Origin of the sequence: Streptomyces zagrosensis (assembly GCF_014203645.1) — a bacterium.
Taxonomy (GTDB): domain Bacteria; phylum Actinomycetota; class Actinomycetes; order Streptomycetales; family Streptomycetaceae; genus Streptomyces; species Streptomyces zagrosensis.
Genome location: NZ_JACHJL010000012.1, coordinates 36,808 through 52,024, shown reverse-complemented (window position 1 = coordinate 52,024; position 15,217 = coordinate 36,808). Strand labels below are relative to the sequence as shown.

Here is a 15,217-nt window from a genome sequence, read left to right as displayed (position 1 = left end):
ATACTGGCAGTATCCGGCCCATGCCCAAGACACTGACGGAGCGGCCGGGAGCGTGGCCGGCTTTCCGTGCGGCCGGCATCACAGGCAGCCCCGCTTTTCGAGGTGCCCGACGCCTGTGGCGGCTCGCTGTGGCCGCTGCCGTGGTGTGCGGACTGCTGCTGTGGTGGTTGCTGCCGTTCGGGGACGAGTCTTCCCCGAGTGGGAGCGTGACCATCACGACGGGCGTACGGACGGGGGTGTACGCGCGGTACGGCGAACTCCTCAAGAAGCGTCTCCGCAAGGACCTGCCGCGGGTAACGGTGCAGCTGAAGCCGAGCGCGGGATCGGTCCAGAACATTCGGCGGCTCATCGATGGCGAAGCGTCCTTCACCATTGCCACCGCCGACGCCGTAGCGACCTACCGTGCCGAGGGAGGCGCCGATGCGCACCGCTTGCGTGCATGCGCCCGGCTGTACGACGACTACCTACAGTTGGTCGTCCCCGCCGGATCGACGGTGCGCAGCGCCACCGACCTCGCGGGCAAGCGCGTCGCGATCGGTCAGCCCGGCTCCGGCGTGCGCCTGATAGCGGAGCGGCTGCTAACGGCCGCAGGGCTCGACCCCATGCGCGACCTGACGCCGGTGCCGGTGGGCATCAGCACGATGACCACCATGCTGCGCAAGGGGGAGATCGACGCGTTCTTCTGGTCCGGCGGGCTGCCCACAGCCGCCGTCTCCGGGCTCGCCAAGCACTTTCCGGTGCGGCTCGTCCAACTCGGTGATCTGGTGGACCGAGTGCACGAACTAGGCGGTGCCAAGAACTACTACCGGGCGGCGGTCATGCCCGCCGACGCCTATCCCACGGCGCAAAAGGGCAAGGCCGTCAAGACCATCGCCGTGGCGAACCTGCTGGTGACCACGGACGAGACGGATCGCGACCTGACCGAAGGCGTCACCAGAACGGTCATCGGCAGCCGGGACGAAATAGGCGGTAAGGTGCACGCGGCTCAGCTCGTCGATCTACGTACCGCGATTTACACCGATCCGTTGCTCCTCCACGAGGGCGCCATACGCTACTACCAGTCGGTCAAGCCCTGACGCCCACGCCCCACGGGTCCGGTACGGCCACCGGAAGCCGGATTTCCATGTGCGGCAGCGGGCCCCCCTGCGCCGGGTCACCCGCTCGCTGTACGGCTCTGGCTCCACCGCGCCTTCGGCCGCGCCCAGCCAGTTCAACCGCGTGACCACAGGTACGGGGCGGCCAAGGTCGCGGGACGCGTCGGGGCGATACGGGACTGAGCTGGGGTGCCGGGTCGGGACTGCGGGACGCCGCCAGCCTCAGCAGCCTCGGGGTGGGACAGGTGCGGGCTCGCCCATGTCGAGAGCACGGTCGGGCAGCAACTCGACGGCGACGGCAGCCGCGCCGACGAGCCCGGCGCCGGCGCCGAGCAGTGCCGGCACCACCTCAACTCCCCGGACGAACGAGAGTGCCGCATACGTCGCCAGGTGCCGCCGCAGCGGCGCGAACAGGACCTCCCCCGACGCGGCCACAGCTCCGCCGATCACAGCCGTCTCGATCTCCACCAGGGACGCCGTACCAGCGATGGCCGCGGCCAGGGCGCGTCCCGCACGGTCGAAGGCGTCCAGGGCCATCGGGTCACCGGCTCGCGCCGCCGCAGCGACCGCCACAGCCGTACGGTCCCAGCCCCTCGGTCGCCACCCCTGGCCGGTGGCACGGCGGGCGATGACCGTGCCTGAGGCGATGGTCTCGACGCACCCACGTGAGCCGCAGGCGCACGGCTCCCCGTCCACGTCCACGCTGATTGGGCTGGCAGGGCGCGCGCAACGACAAGACCGCGATGTTCTTCCAACGCGAGGGCAAACGGCTCGCCGACACGATGTTCCTGGTCTTCCGGTGGCGCGTGGACACCTCCCGGTTGGCCTCATCCGCCGCGTACGCCAGCCGGCTCGGCCGCTCTGCCTATGAGCTGTGGGCCGGCATGGACGTGGAGGCGAGCGGCTGGAACACCTCCCTCCGTCAGCTGGGACGCCTCCGCCCCGTTCGACCGCGATCACGTCATGGCAGCACCTGGGGCTCCAGGACCAACTGCCGGGCCGACGCTGGGCCGTGTACCCGATCACAGCCCCATCGCGGCCCCATCGCGGTCCCGGGTCGGTTTTGACTTCGCGGTGGCCTGACGGGGCGGCAGCAGCGGCCTGCTGGAGGGTGTGCTCGCCACGGGCGGCGCGACATGGGAACTGTTCCAACTCGACTGCCACGCACGTCCAGCACTCGGGTCGCATCACCTACCGCACCCAGGACAGTTCGACCCCGGTGACCTTCGAGGCCGCCGTCGCCCTTGCCCCGCCCGCCAGCCCCGGTAAGCCGGCCGCCTTCCGCTGTGTGCCCGTCCGTACGGTCCGCACGGCCGCGGGCTGGACCCCCACGTTGGCGCCCTGCCGGGCGGCTCAACCGTGCACGCCGTGGGGGTGGGCCTGACTGCGCCCGGCGGGCTGCCGGTCCGGTGGCGGCTGGGCACGCTGACCGTCCGCGACGGAGCGCCCGCCGTGCCCCGTGCCCCGTGCCCCGTGCTCCGTCACCCGCTCCAGCGCGAACGGCGCCGGCCAGACGGCGCTGCGCATCGAGTGGAAGGCCGCGCTGGGCGGTGCGCCGATACGCCACTACGGGGCGCGCCAGGTCCTGCCGGACAGCACGTACCGCTTCCTGACCGGCAGCCCCGGCATCGCCGCTTACGTACCGGCGCTGCGCCGCACCGGCAGCGAGGCCGCCACCTCGCTAGAGGTACGCGCCATCGGCGAGACGTTCACCGCCTCCGAACCGGTTTCCCTCTCCTACCAGTGGTAATGCCATCTGGGCACCCTGGGGCCGGAGTCGGCTCACCACACCCGGCCCCGGAGCCACGCCCTACACGCCTACGCAGCCCTCACATTGCGCGAATCTCACACATTCCGCTTCATGCAGTGCGTACCGACCAGCCGTACCGCCCCGCTAACCATCGGAGCCGCCGTCATGCATGACGACCGCAGCATCGTCGAACACCGTCTGCGCCGCGTTCTCACCGAGCGCATCCAGCCCGCCGTCTACAGCACCGCCACCCCTTTGACCCTCGCGCGCTGGGAGGCTCCGAGCGAGCCGGTACCGGTCGCCGATGGGCTGGCCGCCGACTATGTACCGGCCACCGCCAAAGACCGGTGGGGCCCGGCCTGGGGCACCACCTGGTTCAAGGTCACCGGGCGTGTCCCGGCGGCGTGGGCGGGCCGCACCGTGGAGGCCGTACTCGACCTCGGCTTCGACCGCCACATGCCGGGCTTCCAGTGCGAGGGGCTCGTCTACCGCGCCAACGGGGAGGCCGTGAAAGGGCTCAACCCGCGCAACGACTGGGTGCGCATCGGCGCCCCGGTAGCGGGCGGCGAGGAGGTCGAGCTGTATGTGGAGGCCGCCTCCAACCCCATCCTCGTCGATCACGCGCCGACCTACGAGGGCGACCGCCTCAGCGCCAGCGATGAACCGCTGTACCGCATCGCCCGCATGGACCTCGCCGTCTTCGAACAGCAGGTGTGGGAGTTGGTCCAGGACCTGGAGGTGCTGGGCAGCTTGATGACGCAGCTCTCCACCGAGGACGCACGGCGCTTCGAGTTGCTGCGCGCCATCGAGAGTTGTCTGGACGCCCTGGACCTGACCGACATCCCCGGTACCGCCGCCGGCGCCAGGGCCACCCTGGCGGGCGTGCTGGCCGCTCCCGCGAACGCCTCCGCGCACTGCCTCAGCGCGGTTGGCCATGCACACATCGACTCCGCGTGGCTATGGCCACTGCGCGAGACGGTGCGCAAAGTGGCACGTACCTCATCGAACATGGTCAACCTCATGGACGATCACCCCGAGTTCCTCTTCGCCATGTCACAGGCCCAGCAGTTCGCCTGGATCAAGGAGCACCGCCCCGAGGTCTTCACCAAGGTGAAGCAGAAGGTGGCAGACGGCCAGTTCGTACCGGTCGGCGGAATGTGGGTGGAGTCCGACACCAACATGGTCGGCGGCGAGGCGATGGCCCGCCAATTCCTTTACGGCAAGAAGTTCTTTCTGGACGAGTTCGGCATCGAGACCAAGGAGGTCTGGTTGCCGGACTCCTTCGGGTACACGGCGGCGATGCCACAGTTGGTCAAGCTGTCCGGCTCCCACTGGTTCCTGACCCAAAAGATCTCCTGGAGCCAGGTCAACAAGTTCCCACACCACTCCTTTTGGTGGGAGGGCATCGACGGCACCCGGGTCTTCACTCACTTCCCGCCCATCGACACCTACAACTCGGACCTCGGCGGTGAGCAGCTCGCGCACGCGGCCCGCAACTACCAGGAGAAGGGGCGCGGTACCCGGTCGCTGGCCCCGTTCGGCTGGGGGGACGGCGGTGGTGGCCCCACCCGCGAGATGCTGGCGCGCGCGGAGCGGGTCGGCGACCTGGAGGGCTCGCCCCGGGTGACGGTGGAGCGGCCATCGGTGTTCTTCGCCGCGGCGCAGGCGGAGTACGAGGACGCGCCGGTGTGGGCGGGCGAGCTGTACCTGGAGCTGCACCGCGGCACCTACACCTCGCAGGCCAAGACCAAGCAGGGCAACCGGCACAGCGAGTCGCTCCTGCGCGAGGCCGAGCTGTGGGCGGCCACCGCCGCCAACACGGTGCCCGGCTTTTGCTACCCATACGAGGAACTGGAGCGGATCTGGAAGACGGTGCTGCTGCACCAGTTCCACGACATCCTGCCGGGCTCCTCCATCGCCTGGGTGCACCGTGAGGCACGGGAGACCTATGCCCGCGTGCGCGCGGAGTTGACGGCCATCGTCGTCGCTGCGCAGGCGGCGTTGGCAGGCCCCGGCGAGCGAGCGATCGTCTTCAACGCCGCGCCGCACGCCCGGCGCGGCGTACCCGCATGCGGCGCGACCGCGCAGCCGCCCCGCACCGGGGCCCCGGTGACGGTGACGGAGCGGGAGAACGGCGGCTTCGTGCTCGCCAACGGGCTGCTACGAGTCGCGGTGGACGGACGCGGCCTGGTCGTCTCCGCGTACGACCTGACGGCAGGGCGCGAGGCCATCGCCCCGGGCCTGGCCGGCAATCTGCTCCAGATCCACCCGGACTTCCCCAACATGTGGGACGCCTGGGACATCGACCACTTCTACCGGCACAACGTCACCGACCTGGTCGATGTCGATGAGCTGACCGTGGCCGAGTCCACCGATGACTACGCCGTGATCGCGGTCTCGCGCTCCTTCGGCGACGCGGGCTCCACCGTCACCCAGCGGCTTGAGCTGCGCTCCGGCGCAAAGGTGCTCGACATCGACACCGAAGTGGACTGGCGGGAGACGGAGAAGTTCCTCAAGGCCGCCTTCCCGCTGGATGTGAAGGCGGACCAGTCCGCGTCCGAGACCCAGTTCGGGCATGTCTACCGGGCCACGCACACCAACACATCCTGGGAAGCCGCCAAGTTCGAGATCTGTGCGCACCGTTGGATTCAGGTCGAGGAACCAGGCTGGGGCGCTGCCGTGGCCAACGACTCGACGTACGGCCATGACGTCACCCGCGACGTGCGCGCGGACGGCGGCCAGACCACCACGGTGCGGCTCTCGCTGCTCCGTGCCCCGCGCTATCCGGACCCGGAGACCGACCAGGGTAATCACCGGCTGCGGTACGCGCTGGCGCCCGGCGCGACCATCACCGACGCGGTACGCGAGGGCCATCGGATCAACCTCCCCGAGCGCACCGTCATCGGCGGCCAGGCCGTCGAACCGCTGGTCTCCGCATCCGGCGACCAGGTCATCATCGAAGCGGTCAAGCTCGCGGAGGACCGCAGCGGGGACATCGTGGTGCGGCTGTACGAGTGCGGCGGGGGCCGGGCGTCCACGACGCTCACCGCCTCTCTGCCGGTGGCCTCGGTGAGCGAGACGGACCTCCTTGAGCGCCCGCTGGAGGACGCCCCGTCCCGCGAGTTCTCACCTCAAGGCGCGCTGGAACTCACCCTGCGACCGTTCCAGATCCTCACCCTCCGGCTGCGGCCACGGGGCTAAGACAACAGCGCGACGGGGGCGCGGCGGATGGCGGTGGACGGGGCGCCTAAGGGGCACGACGGGAGTCAGGCGCGGAGGACGGGGCACGGGGCCATGGCTCCGTGCCCCGTAGGGCCTGCGGCGCACCGTGACCTGCCCCGTGCCCCGCGGCTCCGTGCCCCGTGCCCCGTCGTCATTCCTGAGGCGTCGAGCGCGGCACGAAGACCGTCACGAGCAGCCCGCGCGGTTCGTTCGCCCCGTACTCGATCGTGGCCCCACCTGCCGCTAGCAGGGCTCGGGCGATGGACAAGCCGAGGCCGGAGCCGGAGACGTTTTGGTGGCGGTTGCTGCGCCAGAAGCGGTCACCGACACGATCCAGCTCCTCGGTCGTCAGGCCAGGGCCGCCGTCCGCGACGGTGATCCGTACCGTGTCGCCGTTCGTCTGCACATCCACGACCACCCGCTCCCCGCCTGGCGTGAACTTCAGGGCGTTATCGACCACCGCGTCCAGCGCGCTGGAGAGCGCCACCGGATCGGCCCATGCGGTGGCCCCGCTCGGCCCCACGTAGTCGAGGGCGACGCCCGTGCGGTCGGCTACGGGGCGCCAGGCACCCACGCGTTCGGCCGCCACCTCCCCGATATCGGTGACACGCAGATCGGCGGCGGCGTGCTCGGCCAGCGCCAGACCGAGCAGGTCGTCCAGAACCTGGGCCAGCCGCTTGCCCTCGGCCCGTACAGAGGCGATCTCCTCGTTTCCTTCGGGCAGTTCCAGGGCCAGCAGTTCAATCCGCAGCAACAACGCGGAGAGGGGGTTGCGGAGCTGGTGCGAGGCATCGGCGACGAACGCCCGCTGCTGTTCGAGCACGTCCTCCACATGGTCGGCCATCTCGTTGAAGGAACGGGCCAGGCGACGCAGCTCGGGCGGCCCGCCCGAGGCGGCGACCCGGGAGGCCATTCGCCCCGTGGCGATGTCGTGTGTGGCGGCGTCGAGCACGCGCACGGGGCGCAGCACCCAGCCGGTGAGTCGCACCGCGGCGGCCACCGCGAGCAGCATCGCCGCCGCCTCGCCAGCGGCGATCAGCAGCCAACCGTGCAGGATGCGCGAACGCATCTGCACGGTGGGCGAGTCGGTGACCACCACCGCCACTACGTCACCGTCGCGCACCACCGGCGAGGCCACCGTGAGCCGCCCTTGCTGCCAGGGCCATACCTGACCCGGATCGTGGCTGCGACGGCCCGCGAGCGCCTCCGCGAACGCCCGCCCCGGCTCGCCGTGCCGGGGCGGCGACCAGTCGGCGGGCGCCGCGCCCATCGGCTGCCGGTCGCGGTAGAAGACGCCGACTTGGATGCCGTACAGCTCGTGGTAGCGCGTCAACTCGACCCGCAGGGTCGCCTGTCGTTCGTCACCTTCCGCGGAGTTCGTCGGCCGCGTCCCTGGCCGAGCCGTGACGTACTGGGCCAGCGCCGCAAACCGCGCCGTGTCATCGATCCGGTCCACCACGACGCGCTGTTGCTCCGCCGCCGCCAAACTCGCCCCGAGCGGAAAGCCGAGGGCGAGCAGCACGCCCGCCATGAGGATGATTAGCAGCGGGAGAAGTCGGGTGCGCACGATGCTCCGGGGGGTGCGGGCCGCGGGTCAGACGGCGGGGGCGACGAGGCGATAGCCGACACCGCGCACCGTCTCGATCAGCGCCGGCATCCGTAGCTTGGAACGAAGCGAGGCCACGTGCACCTCAAGGGTGCGGCCGGTCCCCTCCCAACTGGTACGCCACACATCGCTGATGATCTGTTCCCGGCGGAAGACCACTCCGGGCCGCTTGGCGAGCAGAGCCAACAGATCGAATTCCTTGCGGGTGAGCGGGACGGTTGCGCCGTTCACCCGAACCTGTCGGGTGGACAGTTCGATGCTGACGGGGCCGAGCAGCAGCGGCCCCGCGGGCTCCTCCGGGTGCTCTTCGACCGCCCCGTCGGCGGGGACGGTGCGGCGGCTGACCGCGTGAATACGGGCGAGCAGTTCCATCGGATCGTACGGCTTGACGACGTAGTCGTCGGCGCCCAGGTTGAGGCCGTGGATGCGAGAGCGCACGTCGGCGCGCGCCGTCACCATGATCACAGGGGTGCTGGTGAGCTTGCGGATGCGCCCGCACACCTCGAAGCCGTCCTGGTCCGGCAGGCCGAGGTCGAGCAGCACCACGCCGAACGGGTCGCTCGCACCAGGCAGCAGCGCGCGCAGGGCCTCCTCGCCGTTGCGGGCGTGGCTGACCTTGAAGCCGTGCCGGGCCAACACCGCAGACAGTGCGGCGGCCACGTGGTTGTCGTCCTCGACCAGCAACAGCCTCATCGGCTCGGCCCTCCCTCGGTGGTTCCCGGTCACCCACGCGCCCCCCGGCCCGGGGTACGTGTGCGTCGCGCATCTGGTGCGTACGCAGTGGGCAGGGCTCGTACACGCCGTACGCGGCCCCTGCAATGGCTCCAGATTCCCCGCCCCCGGGGGCCACGCTGTGGCCCCGTGCCTGTGCCCTGTGCCCCGCGGCTCCCGCGCTCCATGACCCCGTGGCTCCGTGCCCCGTGCCCCGTAGCGCCCGCCCCGCTGCGGCGTTCGGTGTCTGTGTGCTTCTCGGCTTCCCTCTGCGTCCCTTCGCGCCGCTCACCCTCCCCCTGCACCGTTCGGCGTCCTCCGGCGTTCGTCAGGGCCTCTCAGCGGGCATCCGTCGTGGCACCGTTCCGAGGCCACACGGCATAAACGCCGATCCCGGGTGGGCACGTCAAGGGAATGCGGCCACCCATTTGTTTCCGTTACGTAGCCGGTATAGGTATCACGCCGTTTCCCAAGGCGTACGCCGACCATGCTGGGCGTCCCGTTCACGCAGAGTGTCGCTTTGCGGCCAGATCGTTATGCTCAATTTCAGCTCAGATGTAATGACGCTGGTCGTGACGGCTCATTAGGGTCCTCCCAACCGAGGAGGACGGAGCGAGACGCCGATGAGCGAAGTATCGGTGACCAAGGACGCCGCCCCAGTGGCGGGCGACCTGGTCGCGCTGACAGGAGTCAACAAGCACTTCGGCGCGCTGCATGTGCTCCAGGACATCGACCTGACCATCGCCCGAGGCGAAGTCGTCGTCGTCATCGGGCCGTCCGGGTCCGGCAAGTCCACGCTGTGCCGCGCCATCAACCGGCTGGAGACCATCGACTCCGGCACCATCACCATCGACGGAAAGCCACTGCCACAGGAGGGCAAGGAGCTGGCCCGGCTGCGCTCGGACGTCGGCATGGTCTTCCAGTCCTTCAACCTCTTCGCCCATAAGACGGTGCTGGAGAACGTGACACTGGGCCAGACCAAGGTCCGCAAGATCGAGCGGAAGGCCGCCGAGACCAAGGCGCGGGCCCTGCTCGACCGGGTCGGGGTCGGCACCCAGGCGGACAAGTACCCCGCCCAACTCTCCGGCGGCCAGCAGCAGCGCGTAGCCATCGCCCGCGCGCTGGCGATGGACCCGAAGGTGATGCTCTTCGACGAGCCCACTTCGGCGCTCGACCCGGAGATGATCAACGAGGTGCTTGAGGTCATGCAGCAGCTCGCCCTGGAGGGCATGACGATGATCGTCGTCACCCACGAGATGGGCTTCGCGCGCTCCGCCGCGAACCGCGTGGTCTTCATGGCCGACGGCCGCATCGTCGAGCAGGCGACACCAGATCAGTTCTTCAGCAACCCCCGCAGCGACCGGGCCAAGGACTTCCTGTCGAAGATCCTTCACCACTGACCGCCCGACCGCTCGACGACGTAAAGGATGTTCACCATGAAGCTCCGCAAGACTGCCGCGGCGGCGGTCGTCGTACTGGCCCTGACCGCTACGGCGACGGCATGCGGCAAGGAGGGCAGCCCGGACGAGGACAAGAAGGACAAAAACGCTCCGAAGCTCTCCTACAAGGTCAACTCCGCGGCTGATGTGAAGGACTCGCCGGTCTGGTCGAAGGTCAAGGGCAAGACCATCACGATCGGCACCAAGGCGGACCAGCCCAACCTCGGTTACGAGGACCCGAGCACCAAAGAGCGGTCCGGCTTCGACGTCGAGGTCGCCCGGATGATCGCCGCCGAACTCGGCTTCGACGAGAAGCACATCGAGTGGAGGACGGTCCCGTCCGAGGCCCGCGAAACCCAGATCTCCAGTGGTGGCGTCCAGCTCTACCTCGGTACGTACACGATCAACGATGAGCGCAAGAAGCAGGTTGACTTCGGCGGCCCGTACTACCTCGCGGGCCAGGACCTGCTGGTCAAGAAGGACAGCGACATCGCGGGCCCGGAGGACCTCAAGGGCAAGAAGGTCTGCTCCGTCACCGGCTCCACGCCGCTGAAGCGCATCAAGGAGAAGAAGTACGGCGTCTCCAAGGCCAAGGCCCAGCAGGGTTACCAGCTCTGCGTGCAGGACCTCAACAACGGCCAGGTGGACGCGGTCACCACCGACGACTCGATCCTCAAGGGCTACGCCGGGCAGAACGACGGGCTGAAGGTCGTCGGCAAGCCGTTCTCCCAGGAGCCCTACGGCGTCGGCCTCAAGAAGGGCGACGACGCGCTGCGCGAGGCGGTCAACAAGGCCATCGAGGTGCACCAGAAGAACGGCAACTGGAAGAAGGCGTACGACGCCACGCTCGGCAAGTCCGGCGTCGCGGCCCCCACGCCGCCGAAGGTCGATCGCTACTGAGCCGCCCCCACGACGGCTGACGCCTGAGCGGCCGGGGGTCCGCGGCGCGGCGAGGGCCCCCGTGCGGCCCACCCGCCGCATACACCCCCGGTCGCCATGCTCACCTCCGGAGACTTGACTTGAACGTACTGACGGACAACTTCGCGGCATTCCGCGACGGCTTCCTCAAAACCGTCGAACTGACGGCGCTCAGCACGCTGCTGGCCCTGGTGCTGGGCATCCTGATCGCGGCCTTCCGGGTGTCTCCGGTGCCCGCACTGCGGGTCTTTGGCACCGTGTGGGTGACGCTGCTGCGCAACACCCCTTTGGTGCTTCTGTTCCTCATCGTCACGCTGGGTCTGCCCGCGCTCGGGCTCAAGGGCTGGGACAGCTTCTGGCTCGCGGTGATGGCCCTGGGTTGCTACACGTCGGCGTTCATCTGCGAGGCCGTCAGGTCGGGCATCAACACGGTGTCGGTCGGGCAGGCCGAGGCGGCGCGCAGCATCGGGATGACCTTCAGCCAGACCCTGGGCCACATCGTGCTCCCGCAGGCGGCCCGTACCGCGATACCCCCGGTCGGCAGCCTGATCATCGCGCTCACCAAGAACTCCGCCATCGCCTCCGGCTTTGACGTCATGGAACTGGGCGCCTTGCAGAAGGAGCTCAACGCGGATGCGGGCTACAACATCCTGGTGATCTTCCTGTGGATCGCGATCTGCTACCTGATCATCACGCTCACCCTCAGCGGCCTGTTCCGGCTGCTGGAGAACCGGATGGCGGTGGCCCGATGAGTGCCAGTGTTCTCTACGACGTCCCAGGCCCCAAGGCCCGCAGGCGCAACCGCGTCTACGGCGTCATCTCCATCGCCGCGGTCCTCGGTCTGATCGCCTTCATCATCTACCGGTTGGACCACACCGGGCAGTTCCAGGCCGGCCTGTGGGACGACTACCAGTACGCGAATACCCAAGACCGCATCATCGAGGGCCTGCTGACCACGCTGAAGACCTTCGCCCTCGCGGCGGTCTTCTCCCTCGCACTGGGGGCAGCGTTGGCGGCGGGGCGGCTCTCCGACCACCGGTGGGTACGGTGGTCGACGACGGTGGTCGTGGAGTTCTTCCGCGCCATGCCGCTGCTCATCATGATCTTCCTGCTGTACTACGCGTACTTCGAAACCCAGCCCATGTGGGCACTGGTCATCGGGCTGACGCTGTACAACGGCTCGGTGCAGTCGGAGATCTTCCGCGCGGGCATCAACGCGGTGCCCAGGGGGCAGAGCGAGGCCGCGTACGCCATTGGGCTGCGCAAGACGCAGGTGATGACGAACGTCCTCGTACCGCAGGCAGTGCGCTCCATGCTGCCCTCGATCATCAGCCAGCTGGTGGTCACCCTCAAGGACACCTCGCTCGGGTTCATCATCCTTTACGAGGAGTTGCTCTACGTCGGCAAGGCCTTCGCGGAGCGGACTCCCCCGGAGAACGGTGTCTACGCCTTCATTCCGATGGTGATCGTCTTCGGCTCCATCTACATCCTGCTGTGCCTGGCCCTGTCCTCCCTGGCCACCTGGATCGAGCGAAGCACCCAGCGCAGCCGCAAGGGCGCACCGGCCGCTCTCGCAGCCGGCAGTGCCACCGTGATGGTCAACCCATCGCAGAGCGCAAAGGCACGCCCGGACGATGACGGCGGCCCTCAAAAGGGCCCGAAGACCGACTGACGCCCCGCCTCACCCGCGCACCCCAACCTCGCGACCGGACGGCGCGCACCGTACTCCGTACTCCATTCCCCGCCTGCCGTCGCGAACCACCTCCAGCGCCCCGCCCCGTGCCACCACACAAGGGGGCGGGGCGCTTACGTGCCTACGCATCCGAGATGCGGCGCCCAAAGCGCCGAAGGCATGAGGTGCGGCGCGCCCCTTCGCCCCCACGGCATAGCGCAACGCGCCGCAGAGCGCACGAGGCCGGGCAGGAACGGATCGGGCCCGCTGGGACGCGCCGCACAACATCCCGCCGCACGGCGCCGGACGGGGCTGCTCAACCGCACGTACGGGACGCGGTGAAGGGGTTACGGGGCAAGCAGGCCCGGTTGCGTGCGGGCAGGGGGCCGATGTCGGGCACGGGGCACTGGGCCAGCGTCCGGCACGGGGCACGGGGCCAGTATCCGCGCACGGGGCACGGGGCACGGGGCACGGGGCACGGGGCACGGGGCACGGAGCCAACACCCAGCACGGCCGGGCCGGCACGGAGCACGGAGCGGAGCACGGGGCACGGGGCGGGGCGGAGCACGGGGCGCGAAGCCAGCGTCCAACGCCCAACACAGAACACCGGGCCGTACGGCACTCTGCACGGGTCTCGGACGGACGCGTCGCAACGCTGGCGTATCCGGCCCTGTACTGGGCGTATATCGTCGGCCCGGACATGGGCTTACGTGCCCCCGCGTGCCCCCTGTCGTCACTTGACGATGGCACCCGCAATGGGTTGCATACGTTCTGTGATCGCGTACCGGGCTCCTATCGCCGCCAGTTCCCATACCTGCCGCAGGGATGAGGGAGCCGCGCTGTGGACCCGGTGATCGTCGTCGGTGCGGGGCCCGTCGGGCTCACGCTGGCATTGGCCCTCGCCCGACGTGACATCCCCGTCGTCTTGCTCGACGAAGGCCCTGGGCCAGGGCGCACGCGTGCCGACGAGCAGCGCCCCGCCCGCACCGCCATCCTTCGCCCAGACACTGCCCATATGCTCAGCCGTCTGGGGTGCGCGGCTGCGGGCGACGCCGGGGCACGCTGGACCGGTTGGCGCACCATGCGGCGGCGCCAGACGGTCCGTCAGGTGGTCTTCGACAGCCCATGGAAGCCCGAGAACGGTACCGCTGACGCATCGTTGACGGGCCCTTCGCCACATGGCGAGGCAGGCCCGGGCGAGACGCCGGGTGTCGCGTCACCGCTGCATCTGCCCCAACACGTGCTCACCCGTTCGCTCCGCGCCGCGCTGGCCCCGTACTGCGAACAAACCGGCAGCGGACTGGTGCACATCGCCTCGGGGGGCCGTCTGGACGTCATAGAACAGGACGAGACCGGCGTCAGTGCACATACCAAGCACGTGCCCGACACGGCGCCGATAGGCGACGCCGACCCCGCAGACGAGTCCGACGCGGATGCGTCCGCCGCGTTGGGCCGTGCGGACGGCAAGGGCATCTGGTGGCGCGGCAGCTATCTGATCGGCTGCGACGGGCCCCGTTCTACAGTCCGCAAGCTGCTACGGGTGCGCTTCCCCGGCCGCACGGCCGTGGAACGGCACGCCGTGGCCGCCCTACGGGCGGACCTCCCCTTCCCCGGTGAGGGCCTGCTGCACCGTACGCCGCCTTGGCGCGGCGCCGACACCGAAGTGACAGCACGGCCCTTGCTAGGCGGCGCCTGGCGCCTCGACTGGTTGCTGCCCCCGGGCCGCGACCTGGTGACGCCCGAGGCACTCCTCAGCCGCGTGCGGGACACCCTGACCGGCTGGTGCGGCTCCGTCCCCCCGTACGAACTGCTCGACACCGGCGTCTACCTCGCACACCATCGACTCGCCCGCCGCTGGCGCGTCGGTCGGGCGTTCCTGGCAGGTGACGCCGCACACCTGATCGGGGCGCTCGGCACGCAAGGGCTCGACGAGGGGCTCCGCGATGTGGACAACCTCGCCTGGAAGCTGGCCCTGGCCTGGCACCACGGCGCCGCCGACCCGCTGCTCGACAGCTACCAGGCGGAGCGGCGCGCCGCCGTCGGCGGCCGATTGCGGGCGGCCGATCAGGTGCTGCCCCAGGTCCGTGCGCCCGGCGGCTGGTCCGCCGTACGCCGGTCCGTACTGCCCGGCGCCGTGCGCAACCACGATGCGCTTCTCACCGACGGTTATGCGGGCCTCGGGCACCTCGGTGCGCCCCCCGCCTATCTGCGCGGTCCGCTGGCGCCGGCCACTCCGCCGGAGGGCGCGGTACCAGTGGGCACCGTGCCCGGGGCCCCCGTGGCCGATGTGCCGGTCATGACACCCACCGGTCTGACCACCCGGCTCCGTGACCGGCTCGGCGGCGAGTTCCTCGTGCTGCTGGTCGCCCCCGGCACCGGCGTATGGGAGCGGCGGCACTGGGTGAGCGCCGGGCTGATGCCCCGCCTCGCCGCGGCGGTCACGGCGCTGCCGGTACGGGCCGAACTCCTGGTCACGGAGAGCTATCCGGGGGCCGCCGCTCACACGGTGCTGCTGGTCCGGCCGGATGGCCATCTGGTAGCGGCGTTGGCCGGGGTGCGCCCCGCGGAGCTGTACGCATGCGCGGACGCGGCACGCGGCGGCCTCCTACAGGCCCCCGCACCCAGCCCGACCTGACGGCCCCTGCGCTGGCCGGGGTCCACCCCCTGGCCAGGCCAGCACAGGGCCAGCCGGCCTGGCCGCTACCGGCCCTGGCCTGGCCGCTACCGGCATGGCCCGCGTCCGCTGCCGACCGACCTCGCTACGGGCCGGTAGCGGTACGCGGCCGTTCGCCCAAGGCGACTGTA

At 69.9% G+C, this 15,217-nt stretch carries 11 protein-coding genes and 1 pseudogene; 9 read left to right on the top strand and 3 right to left on the bottom strand.

Going from position 1 to position 15,217, the window contains the following annotated elements; translation table 11 throughout:
• Positions 1-20 precede the first annotated feature (20 nt).
• Positions 21-1,076 (top strand): TAXI family TRAP transporter solute-binding subunit, encoded by a 1,056-nt coding sequence (locus tag FHS42_RS22030; protein ID WP_184574572.1) that lies wholly within the window; start codon positions 21-23, stop codon positions 1,074-1,076.
• A gap of 240 nt (positions 1,077-1,316) precedes the next feature.
• Here FHS42_RS22030 and FHS42_RS22025 read toward each other — a convergent pair.
• Positions 1,317-1,802, bottom strand: a pseudogene (locus FHS42_RS22025) (ROK family protein); the annotation flags it as partial.
• 35 nt (positions 1,803-1,837) lie between these two features.
• Here FHS42_RS22025 and FHS42_RS39180 point away from each other — a divergent pair.
• From FHS42_RS39180 to FHS42_RS22010, 3 genes are all read left to right on the top strand, one after another.
• The gene (locus FHS42_RS39180) at positions 1,838-2,161 is read left to right on the top strand and encodes a hypothetical protein (RefSeq protein ID WP_184574568.1); all 324 of its coding nucleotides are present in this window, start codon (positions 1,838-1,840) and stop codon (positions 2,159-2,161) included.
• Positions 2,162-2,553: 392 nt separating this feature from the next.
• Positions 2,554-2,844: a GH85 family endohexosaminidase C-terminal domain-containing protein gene (locus FHS42_RS22015; RefSeq protein ID WP_184574566.1), complete on the top strand. Its 291-nt coding sequence runs from the start codon at positions 2,554-2,556 to the stop codon at positions 2,842-2,844.
• A gap of 165 nt (positions 2,845-3,009) precedes the next feature.
• Positions 3,010-6,045 carry an alpha-mannosidase gene (locus FHS42_RS22010; RefSeq protein ID WP_184574861.1) on the top strand — a complete coding sequence of 1,012 codons (3,036 nt, stop codon included), beginning with the start codon at positions 3,010-3,012 and terminating at the stop codon, positions 6,043-6,045.
• Between the two features lie 172 nt (positions 6,046-6,217).
• Here the strand turns inward: FHS42_RS22010 and FHS42_RS22005 are convergent, their stop codons facing one another.
• Both FHS42_RS22005 and FHS42_RS22000 read right to left on the bottom strand, forming a co-directional pair.
• Complete coding sequence (locus FHS42_RS22005) at positions 6,218-7,633, bottom strand: sensor histidine kinase (RefSeq protein ID WP_184574564.1); 1,416 nt, start codon at positions 7,631-7,633, stop codon at positions 6,218-6,220.
• A 27-nt stretch (positions 7,634-7,660) separates the two neighbouring features.
• On the bottom strand, positions 7,661-8,365 hold the full coding sequence (locus FHS42_RS22000) for a response regulator transcription factor (protein WP_184574562.1): 705 nt from the start codon (positions 8,363-8,365) through the stop codon (positions 7,661-7,663).
• Positions 8,366-9,006: 641 nt separating this feature from the next.
• Between FHS42_RS22000 and FHS42_RS21995 the strand changes: the two genes are divergently transcribed.
• From FHS42_RS21995 to FHS42_RS21975, 5 genes are all read left to right on the top strand, one after another.
• Entirely contained in the window at positions 9,007-9,783 is a 777-nt protein-coding gene (locus FHS42_RS21995; protein ID WP_184574560.1) for an amino acid ABC transporter ATP-binding protein, read from the top strand.
• Positions 9,784-9,819: 36 nt separating this feature from the next.
• Positions 9,820-10,722 (top strand): glutamate ABC transporter substrate-binding protein, encoded by a 903-nt coding sequence (locus FHS42_RS21990; RefSeq protein WP_184574558.1) that lies wholly within the window; start codon positions 9,820-9,822, stop codon positions 10,720-10,722.
• A 119-nt stretch (positions 10,723-10,841) separates the two neighbouring features.
• On the top strand, positions 10,842-11,492 hold the full coding sequence (locus FHS42_RS21985) for an amino acid ABC transporter permease (protein ID WP_184574556.1): 651 nt from the start codon (positions 10,842-10,844) through the stop codon (positions 11,490-11,492).
• Positions 11,489-12,412: an amino acid ABC transporter permease gene (locus FHS42_RS21980; protein ID WP_184574554.1), complete on the top strand. Its 924-nt coding sequence runs from the start codon at positions 11,489-11,491 to the stop codon at positions 12,410-12,412. Before FHS42_RS21985 ends, FHS42_RS21980 begins: the two co-directional genes overlap by 4 nt.
• Before the next feature lie 841 nt (positions 12,413-13,253).
• Positions 13,254-15,047 (top strand): FAD-dependent monooxygenase, encoded by a 1,794-nt coding sequence (locus FHS42_RS21975; RefSeq protein WP_184574552.1) that lies wholly within the window; start codon positions 13,254-13,256, stop codon positions 15,045-15,047.
• The last annotated feature ends 170 nt before the right edge of the window (positions 15,048-15,217 follow it).

Coding starts and splice junctions, on each gene's coding strand:
- FHS42_RS22030 (WP_184574572.1), top strand. CDS start 21: ATGCCCAAGACACTGACGGAGCGGCCGGGAGCGTGGCCGGCTTTCCGT.
- FHS42_RS39180 (WP_184574568.1), top strand. CDS start 1,838: ATGTTCTTCCAACGCGAGGGCAAACGGCTCGCCGACACGATGTTCCTG.
- FHS42_RS22010 (WP_184574861.1), top strand. CDS start 3,010: ATGCATGACGACCGCAGCATCGTCGAACACCGTCTGCGCCGCGTTCTC.
- FHS42_RS22000 (WP_184574562.1), bottom strand. CDS start 8,365: ATGAGGCTGTTGCTGGTCGAGGACGACAACCACGTGGCCGCCGCACTG.
- FHS42_RS21995 (WP_184574560.1), top strand. CDS start 9,007: ATGAGCGAAGTATCGGTGACCAAGGACGCCGCCCCAGTGGCGGGCGAC.
- FHS42_RS21990 (WP_184574558.1), top strand. CDS start 9,820: ATGAAGCTCCGCAAGACTGCCGCGGCGGCGGTCGTCGTACTGGCCCTG.
- FHS42_RS21980 (WP_184574554.1), top strand. CDS start 11,489: ATGAGTGCCAGTGTTCTCTACGACGTCCCAGGCCCCAAGGCCCGCAGG.